Annotated in this window: 14 protein-coding genes and 1 pseudogene; 2 read left to right on the forward strand and 13 right to left on the reverse strand. The window is 50.4% G+C overall.

Annotation, left to right across the window (positions count from 1 at the left end; genetic code table 11):
- Nucleotides 1-80: 80 nt before the first annotated feature.
- Entirely contained in the window at nucleotides 81-1,988 is a 1,908-nt protein-coding gene (serA, locus tag ABV298_RS09005) for a phosphoglycerate dehydrogenase (protein WP_353721809.1), read from the reverse strand.
- A 305-nt stretch (nucleotides 1,989-2,293) separates the two neighbouring features.
- Nucleotides 2,294-3,268 carry an alpha/beta fold hydrolase gene (locus ABV298_RS09010; RefSeq protein ID WP_353721810.1) on the reverse strand — a complete coding sequence of 325 codons (975 nt, stop codon included), beginning with the start codon at nucleotides 3,266-3,268 and terminating at the stop codon, nucleotides 2,294-2,296.
- A gap of 114 nt (nucleotides 3,269-3,382) precedes the next feature.
- Between ABV298_RS09010 and ABV298_RS09015 the strand changes: the two genes are divergently transcribed.
- Complete coding sequence (locus ABV298_RS09015; protein ID WP_015814130.1) at nucleotides 3,383-3,574, forward strand: cold-shock protein; 192 nt, start codon at nucleotides 3,383-3,385, stop codon at nucleotides 3,572-3,574.
- A gap of 61 nt (nucleotides 3,575-3,635) precedes the next feature.
- On the opposite strand, the gene ABV298_RS09020 is transcribed toward ABV298_RS09015, so the two are convergent.
- From ABV298_RS09020 to ABV298_RS09070, 11 genes and pseudogenes are all read right to left on the reverse strand, one after another.
- The gene (locus tag ABV298_RS09020; protein ID WP_353721811.1) at nucleotides 3,636-4,571 is read right to left on the reverse strand and encodes a polysaccharide deacetylase family protein; all 936 of its coding nucleotides are present in this window, start codon (nucleotides 4,569-4,571) and stop codon (nucleotides 3,636-3,638) included.
- Entirely contained in the window at nucleotides 4,568-5,596 is a 1,029-nt protein-coding gene (locus tag ABV298_RS09025; protein ID WP_353721812.1) for an aldo/keto reductase, read from the reverse strand. The genes ABV298_RS09020 and ABV298_RS09025 overlap by 4 nt, the downstream gene beginning before the upstream one ends.
- Before the next feature lie 353 nt (nucleotides 5,597-5,949).
- The gene (locus ABV298_RS09030) at nucleotides 5,950-6,330 is read right to left on the reverse strand and encodes a co-chaperone GroES family protein (RefSeq protein ID WP_353721813.1); all 381 of its coding nucleotides are present in this window, start codon (nucleotides 6,328-6,330) and stop codon (nucleotides 5,950-5,952) included.
- Between the two features lie 92 nt (nucleotides 6,331-6,422).
- A pseudogene (locus ABV298_RS09035) lies at nucleotides 6,423-7,893 on the reverse strand (MBOAT family O-acyltransferase).
- 4 nt (nucleotides 7,894-7,897) lie between these two features.
- Nucleotides 7,898-8,842 (reverse strand): glycosyltransferase family 2 protein, encoded by a 945-nt coding sequence (locus tag ABV298_RS09040; RefSeq protein WP_353721814.1) that lies wholly within the window; start codon nucleotides 8,840-8,842, stop codon nucleotides 7,898-7,900.
- A 72-nt stretch (nucleotides 8,843-8,914) separates the two neighbouring features.
- Nucleotides 8,915-10,612 carry a hypothetical protein gene (locus ABV298_RS09045; protein WP_353721815.1) on the reverse strand — a complete coding sequence of 566 codons (1,698 nt, stop codon included), beginning with the start codon at nucleotides 10,610-10,612 and terminating at the stop codon, nucleotides 8,915-8,917.
- Nucleotides 10,596-12,032 carry a DUF6056 family protein gene (locus ABV298_RS09050; RefSeq protein WP_353721816.1) on the reverse strand — a complete coding sequence of 479 codons (1,437 nt, stop codon included), beginning with the start codon at nucleotides 12,030-12,032 and terminating at the stop codon, nucleotides 10,596-10,598. The genes ABV298_RS09045 and ABV298_RS09050 overlap by 17 nt, the downstream gene beginning before the upstream one ends.
- Nucleotides 12,025-12,975, reverse strand: coding sequence for a glycosyltransferase family 2 protein (locus ABV298_RS09055; RefSeq protein ID WP_353721817.1), 951 nt, complete (start codon nucleotides 12,973-12,975; stop codon nucleotides 12,025-12,027). The genes ABV298_RS09050 and ABV298_RS09055 overlap by 8 nt, the downstream gene beginning before the upstream one ends.
- Before the next feature lie 85 nt (nucleotides 12,976-13,060).
- Nucleotides 13,061-13,984 carry a DMT family transporter gene (locus tag ABV298_RS09060; protein ID WP_353721818.1) on the reverse strand — a complete coding sequence of 308 codons (924 nt, stop codon included), beginning with the start codon at nucleotides 13,982-13,984 and terminating at the stop codon, nucleotides 13,061-13,063.
- Nucleotide 13,985: 1 nt separating this feature from the next.
- Nucleotides 13,986-15,068 carry an LptF/LptG family permease gene (locus tag ABV298_RS09065; protein WP_353721819.1) on the reverse strand — a complete coding sequence of 361 codons (1,083 nt, stop codon included), beginning with the start codon at nucleotides 15,066-15,068 and terminating at the stop codon, nucleotides 13,986-13,988.
- A 14-nt stretch (nucleotides 15,069-15,082) separates the two neighbouring features.
- Entirely contained in the window at nucleotides 15,083-15,745 is a 663-nt protein-coding gene (locus tag ABV298_RS09070; protein ID WP_353721820.1) for a metal-dependent transcriptional regulator, read from the reverse strand.
- 153 nt (nucleotides 15,746-15,898) lie between these two features.
- On the opposite strand from ABV298_RS09070, the gene ABV298_RS09075 reads away from it, so the two are divergent.
- Entirely contained in the window at nucleotides 15,899-17,248 is a 1,350-nt protein-coding gene (locus ABV298_RS09075) for an Nramp family divalent metal transporter (RefSeq protein WP_353721821.1), read from the forward strand.
- Nucleotides 17,249-17,257 lie beyond the last annotated feature (9 nt).

Genomic DNA, 17,257 nt, shown 5'->3' on the forward strand with positions numbered 1-17,257 from the left:
AGAATGCTTGAATAGGAGAATGAGCCGTCGTAAAACGCAAATGGTCAGCCTTGGCGAGCTGACCATTCACATGAATTATGTTAGTAAAGCATCCGGAAACGGATCGTTCCTTCCACCTCTTTCACTTCCTGGATAAATTCCTCTGTATAATCCTTTGCAATGTCCACGATCACATAGCCGATATGCTCGTTGGTTTTAAGATATTGCCCGGTGATGTTGATATTGTTTTTGGCAAATATCTGGTTCAGTTTTGCCAGCACGCCCGGCACGTTGGCATGGATGTGCAGTAAACGGTGCGAGCCTTTCAGCTTGGGCAATTGCACTTCGGGAAAGTTCACGCTGCCGTAAGAACTTCCGTTATTCATGTATTCCAGCAATTTGGCAGGTACGAAATGGCCGATATTCTCCTGCGCTTCCTCGGTGCTGCCACCGATATGCGGCGTCAGGATCACATTCGGCAGGCCCATCAGCTCGCTTTCGAACATTTCGTCGTTGGTTTTCGGTTCTTTCGGGAATACGTCGACGCCCGCACCGGCTACTTTTCCGCTTTTCACGGCGTCGGCCAATGCCTTAATGTCAACGACATGCCCGCGTGAGAGGTTCAGGAAAATCACACCATCCTTCATCAGATCAAATTCGCGCTTGCCGATCATGTTGGTATTTTCCTTACGGCCGTCCACGTGCAGGCTCAGCACGTCGGAGATCGAAAGAAGCTCTTCCAGCGTGCTCACTTTTTTGGCATTTCCGATCGACAGTTTTTCCACTGTATCGTAGAAATACACCTCCATACCCAGGGCTTCGGCCACGACCGACAGCTGAGTCCCGATGCTTCCGTAGCCTACCATACCCAGTTTTTTACCGCGTATTTCGAAGCTGCCGTTCGCAGATTTGTCCCAAATGCCTTTATGCATGGAATTGCTCTTGCCAACGATATTACGGATCAGCATGATCATCTCACCTACGGCGAGCTCAACCACCGAACGCGTATTGCTGTAAGGCGCATTGAACACCGCGATACCTTTTTTCGCCGCTTCGTCCAGGTCTATCTGGTTGGTACCGATACAAAACGCACCGATCGCCATCAGACGGTTCGCATGTTCCAGCACGCGCTTGGTAATGGTGGTTTTGGAACGGATACCGATAATGGATACGTCCTTGATGCGCTCGCAAAGCTCGTCCTCGTCGAGGGCGCCTTTCACGAACTCCACATTAAAGCCTTCGTCCTCGAAAGCTTTGCGCGCTACCGGGTGAACGTTTTCGAGCAGGAGCACCTTGATCCTGCTTTTCGGATACGACTGACTTCTGCTGAATTTATTATCAAAAAGAAAATCATCGAAAGAAGTAGCGATATGGTCCGCCACCGCCGTAACCTTCGGGCGCTCGACGTTTTCTGTAAATGCATAGAAACGATTGGCCAGGCCGGATGCCTTCAATTCATAATCCGTATACCCGTCGCCGATTGCGTAAACGTCGCCCGACAAATTCAATGCAGAAAGGATCTTGATCTTTCCGCCGTCCATGGACAATACGTTTTCCTCGTCGATACCGATGATATTTCCTTCCTCGTCAAACACGAACTCGTTCGCGTACACATGATCCGCCAGGATGCCCAGCTCGGTAGCCACGGGAACGATAAACTCTTTGAACCCGCTGGAAACGATAAAAATCTGCTCCGCATTCTCCGTCAAAAACTGCGTATTACGCTTGAACGAATCCGAAACCTTCGTGCGCAGGAAGGAAACCAGCTCTTCAATATGCGAACGATTGGCTTTCAGCAAGGCGATTCGCTGGCGCAAACCATCCGCAAACGACATTTCGCCATTCATACCCTTGTTGGTCAGGTCAGAAATCTTCTGAACAATCTGATCACGCTCCGGATGGCCTTTGAGGGCGATCGCGGCCAATTCGTCGAGCCCTTCCACTTTCGTGAACGTGCTGTCGAAATCAATGATAATGTACGGTGGTGGATTGAGAGTTAATGTGGACATGAAGCGGGAAATAACTGAAAAATGATCGAGTTAACGTAATTTTTATCTCTAAGGGTCCGACCTGTCTGAAACAGGCCACAAAATTACCAAAATCTATTGGTATATGAAGCTAACAAAATAATGTTTGGAACAGTTTTATTCTTCGACGAAGTCCGCGGGGGCGGGGAGTTGTCAGGGATTGTCAGAGATTGTTGGAGGATAGTCAGGTATTGTCAGAGATTGTTGGAGGATAGTCAGGGATTGTCAGAGATTGTTGGAGGATAGTCAGGGATTGTTAGAGATTGTTGGAGGATAGTCAGGGATTGTTAGAGGTTGGTCAGGAATTGGAGGGCGTATTTTTCCGACCAATAGAATTCGTCTGTGAGGCGGGCGGGGCGGAAACCGCAGTGGCCGCCGTCTTTCGTAGCCATCAAAGTCACATGCGAATGCGATCGCAGCACGTCGACGGGCAAACTTTCGAACGGCACGATCGGGTCATTCTCCGCATTCACAATCATGGTCGGAATCGAAATCGGTTTGATAAAGTGCATTGAACTGCATTGCGCATAATAATGATCGGCGCCATCAAAACCATGCAGCCGTGCGGTATAAATATCATCGAAATCATAAAGCGTCCTCACGAGCCGGTGGTTGTCCAGACTGATCCTTTCCGGAAAAAAACGCGCTTTCTCCACCACTTTCGGTTTCAATGTATTCAAAAACCGGTGCATGTAAATCTGGTTCCTCGGCTCAATAATCGCCAGGCTGCAAGCTTTCAAATCCATCGGGACGCTGAAAACGATGCCACCCCGAATGCGCCCGTCGATGGCTGCGCCCGCTTCGCCGAGGTATTTCAGCGTGAGGTTCCCCCCAAGGCTAAAACCCATCAGCCGCACATCTGAATAACCTTTTTCGAATGCATACTGAACCACCGCGTCCAGGTCCTCGGTAGCACCGCTGTGGTAGAACCGGGCCGTCTGGTTCATTTCACCACCGCAGCTGCGGAAGTTCCACGCGAGGCAATCGAACCCGTGGTACGTCAGGAGTTTAACCATACCCGTTATGTACTGGCGCGTACTGTTGCCTTCGAGGCCGTGCGAGAGGACCACCAGGGGCCTCGGGCCTTCGGTTCCGGCGTACGCCCAGTCCAGATTCAGGAAGTCATCATCGGGAGTTACAATTTTTTCACGAAAATATTGTATACCATTTATCTGCCGGAAAATCGCAGGGTAAATACTCTGAAAATGCCCGTTTGGGAGCCAGTAAGGGGATATTTTCGATTGAAATCGGATAAGCGGCATGGTAAAAAAAGCATTCAGGTATTCGGAAATAACACTAAGGTAAAAAAACTTTAATGTTGCAAATCTGCATTTTATGTCTACATTTGGCTTTTACAAATAATAAGATCAATTCTAATGGCAGAAGGTACAGTAAAGTTTTTCAATGAATCAAAAGGATACGGATTCATTCAACCATCAAATGGTGAGAAAGACATTTTCGTTCACGTTTCAGGTCTTCAGGACGATATCCGTGAAAATGACAAAGTCTCTTACGAAGTAGAAAATGGAAGAAAAGGCCTAAACGCAGTTAACGTACGCGTTATCTAAGGTTAGATCATAATAAGGACATTTCGAAAGCACGCCGTCAAAAGCGTGCTTTTTTAATTGCTTATTTATTACCCTTCATAAGCGCTTCGTAAGCCTGCTGCGCTTCTTTATCCGACGGCTCCGCCTGCATGAGCGAACGGCGCTGACCGACATCCTTCACCCACCGGTAAATCCACGAAAATCCCCAGTTTCCGTGATAATGCAAGGGTAACCGGTATGCCGGATCGCCCATCGCTTCCGCCAGGCCGACTATCCGGTATTGCTTTTCTTTGAGTTTTTGAATTAGAACCGGCAGATAATCGGTATTGAGCCGGTTGTCATGGCACAAATAAATTTGCTTCACCGGCTTGCCAGTAACTTTTATGGCCAGGCTGTCGAAATACCCGAAAAGCTTCATGCTGAGGTCGACATATCGGTTGCCGATTGCCCGCGCTTCTTCCGGTTTACCCTCCTTCAATGCCTTTTCGTAAAGCTGGGTGAAAAGCCAGTCTTCGCTTTCGACGGTAAAAGGGGTGGAAATGTAACCGTGCTCCGCCAGAAACTGCCTCATGCGCAACTGCCCGGCACTGTCTTTACCCATTCCATTGAATGGAAACCGGAAATATTCCAGCTTTTTTCCCTCCTTTTCCACCATTTTCCGCGAAAGCTCTTCGCCTTCCAAAACCTCGTCCCTGAACGCGTCGAATCCGATTTCCCCGTAATTGGGATGCGAATAGCTGTGATTTCCGACGGTCACATATGGTCTTGAAATCCAGTCACGGAGTAGTTTTTTGTTTTGTTCAAAAGCATTGTTTTGCTTCAAATTGCCTTCATTGATAAAAATCGCAACCGGCAGGTTCAGCGAGTCGAGCTTTTTCAACAGCCCCGGCGAATTGCCATCCGCCGCATAGATGTGAACATTCGGAACGTCATCGATCGTGACGGCGACGCTGCGCTCCTGGGCGAAAGCCAACGAAGTGGAGATCGAAAAGAATGCCGCCAGCAGGCAATGTCTCATGGCTTGCCCGGAATGCGTTCGCGCGCCTGTCGTTCGATCATCCACTGGGGATATTCGGGTTTCAAGGCGCTGATTTTGTTCAACTGATCCAATTCATCGGCGGATAACGCTACATTCGTAGCCGCAATATTGTCGGTTAGCTGTTCCGGCTTTTTAGCACCGATAATCACGCTGGTAACGCTCTGCTGGTGCAGCAACCAGGCCAATGCGATCTGCGCCACCGAGACTCCGTGCGCCTGCGCGATGGGCTGAATGACGTCGATAATGTCGTAGGCCCTTTCCTTATCCACCGGCGGGAAATCGAAGTTATCGCGACGGTTTTCTCCGGTCGATTCGCCGTTACGGGTATATTTTCCCGAAAGAAAGCCGCCCGCAAGCGGGCTCCACGGCATTAATGCAAGCTTTTGATCCTGCATCATAGGGATCAGCTCGCGTTCCAGGTCCCTGCCGGCGATGGTATAATAATGCTGACAGGCCACAAACTTCGTCCATCCGTTCTTTTCGGCAATGCCGTTAGCCTTCATGATCTGCCACGCCGCGTGGTTGCTCACGCCCAGGTAACGCACCTTGCCCGAGCGCACGATGTCTTCCAGGCCGCGCATGGTTTCTTCGAGGGAGGTTTCCACATCCACGCCGTGAATGTAGAACAGATCGATATGGTCGGAGCCAAGGCGAGCCAGGCTTTCATTCACCGAATCCATGATGTGCAGCCGCGACAACCCGACCTGATTAGCACCCGGCGCCATACGGCCGCGCACTTTGGTAGCGATAAATACATCGCTGCGCTTCACACCCAGGGTCCGAAACGACTGCCCTAGTATTTCCTCCGATTTGCCGTAAGAATACACATTGGCGGTATCGAAGAAATTAATGCCCGCGTCCAGTGCGGTTTTCACCAATGCCGTCGCCTCGTCCTGCTGCACCTTTCCAATTACTTCAAAATAGCCATCGCCACCAAAAGTCATCGTCCCGAAGCAAAGTTCAGAAACGAGTACGCCGGTGTTGCCCAGGAAGTTGTATTTCATGCGTTGTTGCTGTTATGTGGCGTTTTGGTCAAGTATAGTCAGGTGCGGTCAGAGGTTGTTATGTATTGTCAGGGGTGGTCAAGTGTGGTCGGGAGTTGTCATGTATTGTCAGGGTGGTCATGTATGGTCATTTATGGTCAGCAGTGGTTAATGGCTGGTATTTATAGTTTCTGTTATAAGTAACTGAAATTCCTTTCTGACAGTAATATTTAACAATTCCTGACTACACCTGACCATACATGATGACTCCCAACTACACCTAACCATTCATGACCACCCTTGACGACTCCCAACTACACCTGACCATTCATGACACCCCCTGGCAACTTCTGACCATACATGACCAAACCCAACTATTCAAACAAATCCTCCGACCGTTCCAGCATCAGGATCGATGACTGGGGGACGATCACATATTTCTGCCCGTCGTATTCGAGGTCGATGGCGTTGCGCTGGAGATAAATAGCCAGGTCGCCTTCCTTGGATTGGAGGGGCATATATTTCACTTTTTCTTCGGTCTCCTTCCACGGCTCGTCTTCCACCGCCACCGGGATAGGATAGCCAGGCCCTACTTTAATCACATAACCGGTTTGTACCTGTTCCTTTTCGGTTACGGTCGGGGGCAGGTACAGGCCGCTGTTGGTGCGGTCGTTGGGGCTTTTGGGTCGGATCAAAACGCGATCCCCTACTACGATCAGGCTTTTGAGCCTGTTGTCGGATGTTACTTCGTACATTTTAATTGATACTTAATCGGTAATAAGAACGTCAGCTGGTCCTTCGCAAATCGGGTAACAAATAAATAACAGCAAATGTTTGCCGCTCTCTTCTAAAACTGGAAGTAGATAAACTGGTTTTCCGAAACCACACCCAGAAAATAGTTTGCCAGCAGGATCAACGGAAACAGTATGAAGAACACGGTGGTGTTCCGCGTCGGTATTTTCAGATAATAATGTTCCTTGATTAGCAGGAAAATGATCAGGAACACGCAGAACCACATTTCGATATGGTTCATAGGCGTTTGCAACGGTTCCGAGAACGAGAAGCCGGCCATCTTTTCCAGAATCAGGAATGAACGCCTCACCGGCGCCTTGTCGTTCCGGAAGAAAACCCAGGTGAGGGTTACCAACGCAAATGTAAAAACGACGCTCAACCCGTTGGTAACTGCATTTTTGGGTATTTCAATGCCTGCTTTTTTCAGCCATTTATCGCGCAGGGAAGCGGCTACCTGATAAAAACCGTGTAATGCGCCCCAGATCACATAATTCCAGCTCGCGCCATGCCAGAGTCCGCTCACGAGAAACACGATGAATTGGTTACGGTATTTGATCCATTCGCCTTTCCGGTTGCCCCCCCAACGGAATATAGAGGTAGTCTTTAAACCAGGACGAGAGTGAGATGTGCCACCTGCCCCAAAACTCCGAAATCGATCTGGAAATGTAGGGCGTCCTGAAGTTGTCCATCAGCGTAAAGCCCATCACGCGGGCAGCTCCGATGGCAATATCCGAATAGCCCGAGAAGTCGCAGTAAATCTGGAATGCGAAGAAAACGGTTGCCACGATGAGCGTCAGTCCGTTATGTCCGGCAGGGTCGTCGTAAGCGGCATCCACGAGCATTACCAGCCTGTCGGCGATCACCATTTTTTTGAAAAAACCGAAAGCCATCTGCATCAGCCCTTCCTTTACCTGCTCGAAATCGTATTTGAAAAACGAGTGATACTGGAAAAGCATATTCTGCGGCCGCTCGATCGGGCCAGCTACGAGTTGCGGGTAGAACATCACATACAATGCGTAAATCCCGAAATGCTTCTCGGCCGCCTGGTTGCCGCGGTACACTTCGATGGTGTAGCTCATAGCCTGAAATGTATGGAACGACAAACCGATCGGTAACAGCAACTTTCCGCTTCCGGTGGTCATCCATTCGGCAATCGGGCCGGGAATGAGGCGGGTGAATGCCGGAAATGCGGGCCGTAAATGTAGGTTGGCGAGGATGGTGTTCACCGAATCCTGCACGAAATCGTAATATTTGAAGAATGCGAGGATACCTATATTGGATATCAGACTGATGACCAGGAGCAATTTCCTCTGTCGCTGCTCCCGCGATTTCTCGATCCAGATCCCGGCATAATAGTCGATTATGATGGTCCCAAACAGGATGAGGATGAAAACCGGTTTGAAAACCATATAAAAGTAGCAGCTCGTGAGCAGCAAAAGCACCCAACGGCCGGTCCACGACAGACTGAAATACGCCAGCGTGACTACTATGAAGAAAACTGCAAATTGAATCGAATGAAAATCCATCAGGTCAAATGTACTCCCGGTTGACTATTTCCTCTTTAATAATAAACAGGGGACGGTTTTTGGATTGAAAGAAAATCCGGAGCACATATTCTCCAATGATGCCCAGTGCGAGCAACTGTACCCCGCTGAACAGGATAATCACAAACAACAGGGCTGCAAAACCTTCGATGACATGGGCGAAAAACAACTTTTTGAGCACGACTGTCGCGAAGTAGATCAAAGAAATCACAATGGCCGTCATGCCTACCCGGCTCATAAACTTGATCGGGAACTCGCTGAAATTGAAAATGCCGTTGTAAGCAAGCCTGAAAAGCTGTTTGAAAGAATATTTGGACTCTCCCGCAGCACGTGCGTCCCGCTCGTACTCGTAGCCGACCTGCTTAAAACCGATCCAGGAGCGCATTCCGCGCAGATAGCGGCTTTCTTCGGGCATTTTGTTCAAAACATCGACAACCCGGCGACTGATCAACGCAAAATCCCCGCTGTCGAGCGGAATGTCGACGTACGAAATCGAGCGGAGAATCCGGTAGAACCAGTAATAGCTCATTCTTTTCACAAAGCCTTCCTTGCGTTTCTTGCGGACAGCGTAAACGACGTCGTTGCCTTCCTGTAACAATTTGTAAAATTCCGGCAAAAGCTCCGGCGGGTCCTGCAAATCGCCGTCGATCACAAACAGCGCTTCGGTGCCGCGTGCGGCTGAAATACCGGCCGTCAGCGCGAGCTGGTGACCATGGTTCCGTGAAAGAAAAACACCGTGGTAGCGGCCGTCAGTCAATGCTACTTGCCTGATTTTGAGCGCAGTATCGTCTCTACTCCCGTCATCGATCAGTACCACTTCGATGGAGAGCGGACTGGCGTCCATCAATGCGTTGAGACGTTGAACAAGGAGCGGGAACGTCTCGGATTCATTATATAGCGGCGCGACGATTGAAATTTGAGGAGTTTTCAATATGCTAAGTTTTTCAATGACCAATGTTGGCAAAAATACACCTTTCGGAGCATTATCGAAACATTCTGTTATTTAAGGTATTGTCACTTTTCCAAGAATGCCTCCTTTCAGGCCGGCGCCTTCCACATTCACTATTCCCAGGTCGTAAGTTCCCGGCAGCAGGGAGGAATGCGGTATTTCGATGTCGAAACCTTTGTCGTACTGCCTGAAAAAGTTACGCCCTGTGTACTTGTGCGGCTCCATTTTGAAAAAATACAAGCGTTCGGCATTCCTTACGAATGCGTATTCGCCATTCGAACGCAAGGGCGAAATTGTGCCCTCGGGGTCGTTCACATAAATGCCTTTTTCGCGATGGGCGACCGTCACCTGGCGTTCCACCGGGAATGCCGTCGTGAGCGCGTGCACCTGCCTGCCCAGCTCGTTCCCTTCCGTCGGATAGCTGTAAATACCATTCTTAACGAGGTGTTTCATCACATTGTCTACATACCTGGCGCCCTCCGAATAAGGCACGTGGCCTAAACCGAAACCGTTGTGTTCCTGGTTGTACCCGTTCACCATGTAATACTTGCGACGTTCGGCAATGACAGGAAGATAAGAATAAATTGAAACGCCCCAGATCACAAGTCCTGTCAGCGCGGCCACACGCAATGCACGTTTCCGAAGGTTTTCGCTCCGGGTCGAAACAATGAAAGACAGATAGGTAACAATCAGGAAAAGAGCCGGATATATTTTGTAATTACTGACAATCATGACAAAAAAGCCGAACCGCGGCCGCAACAGTCCGATCACCAGCGCCTCTACCAGCAAGAAACTCAGGATACCGAGCAAGAATGCATTCAGGTTACCCATATCCGCTATTCCAGCGGATTGGGGAGCATTTTTAAACATCCCAAATGTCCGCTTCAACCACGGCACAAGCTGACGCCACAGCCAAACCACCACCCAAACCATCACGATAAGCGCCATCGCGACCGGCAACGCCGACCGTACTACGATGCTTTTCTCGGGAAAGAAATCGAAAAGCCCTCCCAGGAAAGCAAAAAAGCCGAGTACCGACAGATGCGGATATCGGGCGAAAAAAGCGAAACTCGACTCGTTACCCTGGGCCGACATTCCGTAGAAATACAGGCCAACGGCTACTACGCCAACCGCGACCCAGGCCGCGAGCTGTTTGTACTGCGAACGCAGGATCAGGACGGCCGCTCCCGCAGGCCATACGAAAATGCCGCTGCTCATCGCGTACGTAGCGCATACACCTGCAAGTAATGCGCCACCGAAACGCTTTCCGGAAAGCAAAAACATGGACAAAACCACGAAGAAAACCACCGGCTCGTGCTGCCAGCCGCATATGGCCCAGAGAAAAACGAGGTGGTATTGCAGTTGAAAAAGTAGAAATGGCACGGGCAGGAAATACCAGGCACCGAGACCCGACCGCCTGAATGCGCGCCAGAAAACCGCCAAGGTGCCTAATGTGAAAAGGGCGGCGCCGATGTGCAGGAAAGTAAAATTGAGGTGCCCGGTAACCCAGTAGTAACCGAGCGTCGCCAGCTTGCCCACCACCATCCGGTGCTCGTTGTTGGGCTGGAAAAGGAAAGTGAGACGTTCAAACAACGAGTCACTGGTGATCCATTTATGCAGAAAATCGGGGAATGGGTCAAAATCGTCGTACCAGGGCAGATTTACCGAATAGTACAGGATTACGGCCATCCAAACCACCACCGGCAGCGCCATTGCCGGGAAAAGAAACGGCTTTCTATTGCTGTTGTCCACCTTCGGTATCTTTCATGTAAATGGCTTCTTTGCCAAAATAGCCCGCCGTGCACTTGTTCCACCAGTGGTCGGGATTGGTTTTGATATCGTCGTCGAGGAAGATCGACATCGGTTTCGAACGCACCGGCGGCAGGTACAAAACCTCTTCCCGGGAGTTTTTAATCAACGCATAGCGCTGGTACATTTCCTTGTCGAATGCCGCGGCACGGCCTTTCAGCAAATCACCGTATATCATTTTTACATTATTACTACGCGCGAACGAGAGCCCTACCGACACCAGCAGCATGGCGTAAACGACGCCATAACGCAAGGTTGTGAAGTGCAGGAAATTTATTTTCCGCTGTTTGAAATAATGAAAAAACACCCCGATGACGTAGAACCAGCCGATCAGAAAAAAGAAATATACGCAGTTGATCACACGCGGCGTAGGCTCGATCCCGACCCCGTAATAGGAAGGGAAAAGTTGCGCGGAAAGCACACCCACAAACAGAAGCACCGCATACCAGACGGGGATCGAAAAATAGTTGCGGGCACCCTCGGAAAGCCGTGAAAGCACGAACAGCCAGGCCAATGTGAAGAATACCAGCGGCGTCCGGAAAACCCAGTCGTAGCCCAGATAGGCCAGTTTTTTAAAGGAAGAAATAACCGAGAACGGGATATTGCCCCCCAACGGGTTGCCGCCGATACGCGCCGCGTTGCCCGGGGACGCAAAGTAAAAATAGCAGGAAATTGCAGTTACCACCGCCATCGAGATCATAAACGCATCCACTTTGCGGTGAAAAAGCACCCTGTAAGCGAGCCACGCGCCAACCAGCAGCACCATAATCAGCAGGTTGGTTTCGCTGCTCCCGATCACGGCAAATATCAAAAAACCCGAAAGCGTCCCCACAAACACTTTCGCGGGCTGCGTATCCTGGCGGTACCACCGAAGCACGAGAACAATCCACAGCAGCGTCAGGATATTCGGAACGGTGTAGGTCACAAATGCGGCCATCCAGTAGAATGCCTCCGAAATGCTCATCATTTTGAGTATGTACAGAAAGAAAACCACCCCTGCAAAGCCCAGATGCGCCAATCTCGACAAAGTCGGGGTCAGATGGCGGAACAGACTGTATAAGGCAAAGATCATCCCTGCCAGCAATATGACCGGCAAAACCTTAAAACCGGTGATCGAGTGGAAAAGCAGCGGACTGGTGTGGTTCAGGAATATGCCGAAATAACGGCCGGTCCACTCGGTATAATAGAGCTTCATGGCCTCGAACCAGCCGATTTTAAACACGGTGAATATATAACAGAAGTCATCCGCCGGCGAAGGGTGGTTGAAATACGAAAGCGCCAGCAGCGGCACCAGCACGGTCAGCATCAGGAGGATGTTGATCCAGTTGCCAACAACCCGGTATTTTCTATAAAATCTATTCATTGACAATTTTTTCTATGATATAGCGTGGGCGGCCTTTTACTTCTTCATAAATCTTACCGATATATTCCCCGATCAGGCCAAGGGCCATCATGTTAAATCCGCTGAAAAACGTCAGCGGAAGCATCGTAGATGTCCAGCCGGGTACGGTATGGCCTATCAGGTAGGAAAAAAGGATGTACACCACGATCAGCATCGCGATAAAGAAATTGACAAACCCGAAATACAGCACCAGTCGCATCGGGAATGTGGAAAACGAGGTAATGCCATTCCAGGCGAAAAGCAGCATTTTGGAAAGCGGGTATTTCGTCTCGCCCACCTCGCGTTCGAGGCGACTGTAAAATACCTTTTCATTTTTGAAGCCGATCAATGGCACAATGCCCCTGAGAAACATATTGATCTCCCGGAAGTTGCCAAGCTCTTTCAGCACACGCCGGTCCATCAGACGGAAATCCGCATGGTTGAATACCACTGGAACGCCCATTTTTTGCATTAATACATAAAACCCTTCGGCGGTGAAACGCTTGAACCAGGTATCGGAGCTGCGATCGCTGCGCACGCCATACACGACCATGGCGCCATCGCGGTGTTTCTCGATCATGGCGGTGATGGCATTGATATCGTCCTGCAAGTCGGCGTCGATGGTGATGAAACAATCGTAATCGTCGACATGCTGCTCCAAACCGGCCATAATGGCGCTCTGGTGCCCGAAATTCCGGGAAAGCCCCACACCGATGATGTTGGAATCCTTGCTGCAAATGTCCTCGATAATCGACCAGGTTTTATCACGGCTGCCATCGTTCACAAAACAGATGCGACTGTCCCCCGCGATGAGGCCCTGCTCTTTGATGCCGTTATAGTAGGTGTTTAATTTAGCATACGTCCGGTACAAGATCGCTTCTTCATTGTAGCATGGTATGACTAAAAGTAAACGAGCTGGATTCATAAGTCACCCTGTTGGTTGAATCGACAAAAATAGCAGTAATAAGTTAATATGCTCCTTCTCTTTCCTTTCGGCGGTTAATCAGAACCTATTTACCGGCTTCAATTACCTTACGGTCATTCTTTTTAAAAGCGGCATACCTCAGCAGCGGATACAAGAGCACCGCCAGCAATATGAGCAGCGTCCCCAAATAAAAGCCTTGCGTCATCCGCTCTTTTTCCCCGAACAGAAAAAAGGCCAACGCAATGCCGTAGACGGGTTCGAGATTGATAGTCAGGTTGATCAGGAATGCCGAAAACTGTTTCATGAGCTGCGTCGCCATCGTGCTCGCGTACACCGTGCACACGAGGGCGAGGAACAATATCCAGGTCCAGTCACCGGCGGCCGGAATGAAAGGCGCGCCGCCGTTCCAGTTTTTGCTTTCGGAAATTCCAAGAAACAGGATCGAAAACAGCGTGGCACCCACCATTTCATAAAAAGTGATCAGCCGGGCATCGATCCGCTGCACGAGGCGACTGTTGGCAACCGTAAATGTCGCCGCGAGCACGGCCGACGCCAGCGCGAGCATCAGGCCCAGCGCGTGGTCAAACTCAAATTTGAATACCACGTACAAACCAGCGAATGCAAGGATACCCAGGCCTACCTCCAATGGCTGTACCTTCCTTTTATTGACGACAGGCTCCAAAAGGCTCGTCCAGAGCGACGTGGTGGCCATTCCCGCCAGGCAAACCGACGCCGTCGAAATCCTCGCCGATGCGAAAAACAGCATCCAGTGCGCCGACAGCACGAAACCGACCGCCAGCATTTTCACCAGATCTCGACCGGTAACCGCAAAACTCTTTTTGAATGACAATATCACAATGCCGAGTCCGATAGCCGCGAAAAGTGTCCGGTACAGCACCAGCGCCACCGGTGAGATTGTGACCATCAGCCCGACAATGGCCGTAAAGCCCCAGATCATCACCAGGAAATGCAAATGCAGGTAAGCGCGAACGGACGACGATGACAGCATATTACCTCGGCAATGTTTTATAAAGTAACACCCCGATCAGGGAGAACACGATATTGGGCAGCCACACCGCGAAAAGTGTATTGATTGTCCCCGCCTCCGCAACGCCCTTTGACAACAAAAAGAAAAGGATATAAATAAACGCCAGCATAAAACCCAGTGCTATCTGCCAGCCGACGCCGCGCCGGCTCTTCCGGGCCGAAACGATCACACCGATCGCAGTGAGGATCAGGATCGCGAAAGGTTGCGTAAAACGGGTATATTTTTCAATAAGATACACTTCAAGGCCGTCGGCGCCCCGGCTTTTCAACAAGTCGATGTACGCATTCAGCTCGGGTAATGTAAATGTTTCAAAAAGGTTGTAATCGCTTTCGAAATCCTTGGGGGAAAGGTTGATGGTCGTGTCGATCTCCGCTCCCCGGCTCAGACGTTCGCCGAGGCTGTCGAGTGTGCGCACCTGGTAATTCTGCAGCGTCCATTTCTTCTTTTTCGGCTGCCACACGATTTTGTCGGCATAAAACTTCTGGAGCAGTTTTGTACCCTTGATCGTCTCCATCGTGAACTTGTTGCCTGTCTGCGTCGTGGTATTGTAGCTTTCCAGGTACGCGTACACATCGGGCGCGATCGTGATGTGCACATTATGCCCGCTGAAATAGAACTCGTTTTTTACGTAGGTTTTCTCAAAACCGTTACGGATTTTGTTGGCCCTGGGCAAAATCCAGCCCACCTGAATGAATGTCAGGATGCCCAGTACTACCGCGCCGGCCATGTACGGCAGCAGCATTCTTCCGAAACTGATCCCGCTGCTGAGCATGGCGATGATTTCCGTACGTGCGGCAATGCGCGAGGTGAAGAACACCGTGGCGATGAACACCATCAGCGGACTGATGTAATTGATCCAGTAAGGGATCAGATTGAGGTAATAGTCGATGATGATCTCCCGGAGCGGCGCCTTTTTGTCGAGAAAGTCGTCCACCTTTTCGGTATAGTCGATCATACAGATGATCAGTACGATGACGAATGCCACGAAAACGTAGGTAATCAGGAAGTTTTTGATCAGGTACCGATCGAGGATTTTGAAGTTCATGGCTGATTATGGTCTCATCGGCGCTGTACCAGCAGGTTTTTGGACACTTCGAGACTGATAAACAACGTTTGTCCGCCGTTAATCTGTACGGACGCCGACTTGTCATATTCATTAATTTCCCGCACTTCTATCACCGATCCCAGCGTAATTCCCGACCGATCAAGGTGTTGCAGGAATGAAGGCGCATGGTCGAGTACCCCCATCATTAACACTTTTTCACCAACCTGCACGTCGGTAAGTACCAGGTAATCGGGTTCGGTGAGGTTTCCCTTCGCATCCGGAATGGGATCGCCGTGCGGGTCGAACTTCGGATGACCAAGGAATGCATCCAGCTTTTCCACCAGCACTTCGGAAGGGATGTGTTCCAGCTCTTCGGCGATATCGTGCACCTCGTCCCAGCCGAAACCCAGCTTTTCCACCAGAAAAACCTCCCAGAGCCTGTGCTTGCGGATTACCTTGATCGCCACCTTTTCCCCGCTTTCGGTCAGCGTCACACCCTGATATTTCTTATAATGGATCAGCCCCTTGTCCGCCAGCTTGCGCAGCATGTCCGTTACCGATGCCGCGCGCGTGGACGTGCTCTCCGCAAGTGCGTTCGTGCTCACCTCTACCCCGTCGCGCCCGGAAAGTGCGTGGATGATCTTTAAATAATTTTCTTCTGTGAAGGAGTTCTGCATGCCCAATAAGCCCCGGTTACCAATCTTGATGTCCGGCAAAAGTACGACTTCCTGTTTATAAATTAAAAAATTTAGACTAATCTAAAAATATATTAAGAATTTCCTTATCTTTGTTTTCAGAGAACTAAATTGTTTATTTCGGAGACTAAGGAAATGATTGACGATTTAAAAATAGATAGACCTTTGCAAGAGAAAGCATCCGAAGACGGCGAACAGCTCCGCTCGCTGTCAGAGGTTCACTCCTCGATTTCCGTGCCGGAGGGGGCCGGTTTCTGGAAGAAAATGGCGGCGTTCGCCGGTCCCGGCCTGATGGTCGCCGTAGGCTACATCGACCCGGGCAACTGGGCGACCGATATCGAGGGCGGCTCGCGGTTCGGCTACGCATTGCTTTCTGTGATCCTGATTTCCAATTTGTTTGCGATGCTTCTGCAGCATTTGTCCCTCAAACTCGGCATCGCAACCGGCCGCGACCTCGCACAGGCCTGCCGGAATTACTATTCCCGTCCGGTGTCATTTGTGCTCTGGCTACTCTCCGAAATCGCCATAGCTGCTACCGACCTCGCCGAGGTAATCGGCTCGGCAATTGCATTGAACCTGCTTTTCGGCCTCCCATTGCCCGTCGGCGTGCTGTTCACTGCATTCGATGTGCTTATTGTTCTATATTTCCAACAGAAAGGTTTTCGCATCATCGAGAGCATCGTAGCCGGGCTTATGAGCATTATTTTGCTGAGCTTTCTGTACGAAATGATCGTATCCCAGCCTTCGCTGGCCGGTATTATGGGTGGTCTGGTCCCTAAAAAAGAGATCGTAACCGACTCCGGCATGCTTTACATCGCCATCGGAATTCTCGGTGCCACCGTCATGCCGCATAATCTGTACCTCCATTCGAGCATCGTACAAACCCGGAATTTCAAAAAAGATGAGCACGGCAAGCGCTCCGCGATCCGCTTCGCCACCATCGACTCCACTGTTTCGCTCGCACTGGCATTCTTTATCAATGGCTCCATCCTCATCCTGGCCGCCTCTGCATTCCACGCCAACGGCCACTATGAAATCGCCGACATTACCGACGCCTACCACCTCCTCGACCCGGTGCTCGGAGTAAGTCTGGCAGGTATATTCTTCGCGCTCGCACTACTCGCTTCCGGCCAGAGCTCCACGCTCACAGGCACGCTCGCGGGGCAGATCGTCATGGAAGGTTTTCTCAATATTCGTCTGAAACCCTGGGTGCGCCGGTTACTGACGCGTGGGATCGCCATTATCCCAGCCCTGATCGTGTCCTATCTCTACGGCGAGCGCGGCACAGCCGAGCTGCTCGTCCTGAGCCAGGTAATTCTTTCATTGCAACTCAGCTTCGCTGTGGTACCGCTGGTATTTTTCACTTCGAACAGCAAAATCATGGGCCCCTTTGCCAATTCGCGGCCGATGACGCTTGTTAGCTGGATAATCGCGCTGATAATTATGGGATTGAATGGCTTTTTGTTGTGGGAAACATTTGTTTGACGTTTCCCA

It is taken from the genome of Dyadobacter sp. 676 (assembly GCF_040448675.1).
Taxonomy (GTDB): Bacteria; Bacteroidota; Bacteroidia; order Cytophagales; family Spirosomataceae; genus Dyadobacter.